This is a genomic window from Haloferax sp. s1, from assembly GCF_058382125.1.
In genome coordinates, this window is record NZ_JBZRPK010000177.1 from 1 (window position 1) to 1,627 (window position 1,627).

Genomic DNA, 1,627 nt, shown 5'->3' on the forward strand with positions numbered 1-1,627 from the left:
CCAGGCCGGCATGTACAGTGCCACCGGGAGGTGGAACCGCGACGCCGGTCACGAACCCGTGAACTGGGTCGCCGAGACCTGCTGTGACGACTCGCAGTGTGTCAAACGGCGGGCGTGGCAGTACGACGACGAGACCGACCTCGACGTTGACGGCGGCGACGGCGTCTTCCCGTGCCGCGAACCCTGTTCGCTCGTCATCGCGGCATCCCGCAAGTGGACCCGACTCGAATCCGAGGAGACGAACACCTACGAGTTCGAACTCACGCCGTCGGAAAAAGAGCAGGTCGAAGCGATTATCGAAGCGGTCGCCGACGACCGCATCGACGACATCCGCGAAGCGGACGTATACGAAGGAGCCAACCGCTACCGGACGCGGTTCCTGCGCGCGAAGTTGTTCGACGACGACGGCAACCTCTGCGGTGTTCCGACGGACGACGAATAGAAATTAAAAACGGCGACGACGGCGACAGCGCCGGCCAACACACCGCCCGTCTCGCGTATGGAACACCGAGTGCCCCGAAGACCGTCGCGACCGTCTTCCTTCTTCCCTCCGAGCGACATCGCGAGGGCGAACGCTGAGAATATTGATGTATTGATATAATTGCAGTCGCAGCTACCAGACCGTCAGCACCAGCGCGACGAGAACGCCGCCGACGACGACGCCAGCACCGAGGGTGATGGCGAAACTTTTGAAGACCGAGGCGACGCCGACCGCGAGTGCGAGCGCCGCGAGGGCGAGAAGCACCAGTGGAACGGTCTGTACGTCGACCCTCGGAAACACGTCAGCGAGGCTCTCTGTTATGCTCGGTTCCGGTTCGGGCGTCCGCGGCTTCGACAGCGTCTCGTCCACCTCGACCGGCGGTTTTCCATTACTCGGGTTGACAGTCACGTCGACGTAGACCGTCTCGGACCCGTGTCCGGAGACGATTTTGAGTTTCCCGGTCACCGGTTCGGGCGGCGGAGAAACGAACACATTGACTAACTTCGTCTGGCCGCCATCTACGAAGTGGTTCCCTTCGGAAAGCGTCATCACCCGCGAAAGTTCGTCATCGACGTGCAGGTGGACGTGGACCGCCTGTCCGCGGTTTTCGAGTTCGACCGCGAACGTGTCTCTCGTCGAGAACGATGGCGCTACCGAGAGGTCGTGAGGGCGCTCGTCGTTCAGCGTGACGGTGAGCGGCGCGTTCGACACGGTACCACCGTCGGAGCGGGAATAGAAAAACGTTCAGGTCCGGTTAGTTATCGCGCATGTCCGGCGGCAGGAGGTTCGGGATACCGTCCTCGATGGGGTATACCTCGCCGGTGACCGTGCCGATGAGCCGCCCCTCGATGATTTCATCGCCGTCACGCTCGTCGACTTCCAACTCGAGTTCACTCTTGTCGAGGGGGTCACAGAGGATGTCCATCAGGGATTCTTTCATCGTCGTGATGGTAGATTGCGCGAAGTAAAAGCGTACGGGTTCGACGCCGTCGAGTCAGCGACCGGGGGTCGAACTCGTCTCGGTCGTGTGTGTAATTACTCGTCGAACGGGTTCGCGAGGTGGACCGTCTGTTCGCGGTCCGGGCCGATGCCGACGGCGTAGACCGGCACATCGAGTTCGTCGGAGATGTAGTCGAGGTAGTCCTG

The 1,627-nt window shown here is 61.6% G+C and carries 2 protein-coding genes and 1 pseudogene; 1 reads left to right on the top strand and 2 read right to left on the bottom strand.

Annotation, left to right across the window (positions count from 1 at the left end; all coding sequences use genetic code 11):
- Positions 1-442 (top strand): annotated as a pseudogene (locus QT222_RS01390) (DR2241 family protein); the annotation flags it as partial.
- A 171-nt stretch (positions 443-613) separates the two neighbouring features.
- Here the strand turns inward: QT222_RS01390 and QT222_RS01395 are convergent.
- Together QT222_RS01395 and QT222_RS01400 are read right to left on the bottom strand one after the other, a co-directional pair.
- Entirely contained in the window at positions 614-1,192 is a 579-nt protein-coding gene (locus tag QT222_RS01395; RefSeq protein ID WP_491476065.1) for a DUF7524 family protein, read from the bottom strand.
- Between the two features lie 43 nt (positions 1,193-1,235).
- The gene (locus tag QT222_RS01400; RefSeq protein WP_014732238.1) at positions 1,236-1,421 is read right to left on the bottom strand and encodes a methytransferase partner Trm112; all 186 of its coding nucleotides are present in this window, start codon (positions 1,419-1,421) and stop codon (positions 1,236-1,238) included.
- Positions 1,422-1,627: the final 206 nt, after the last annotated feature.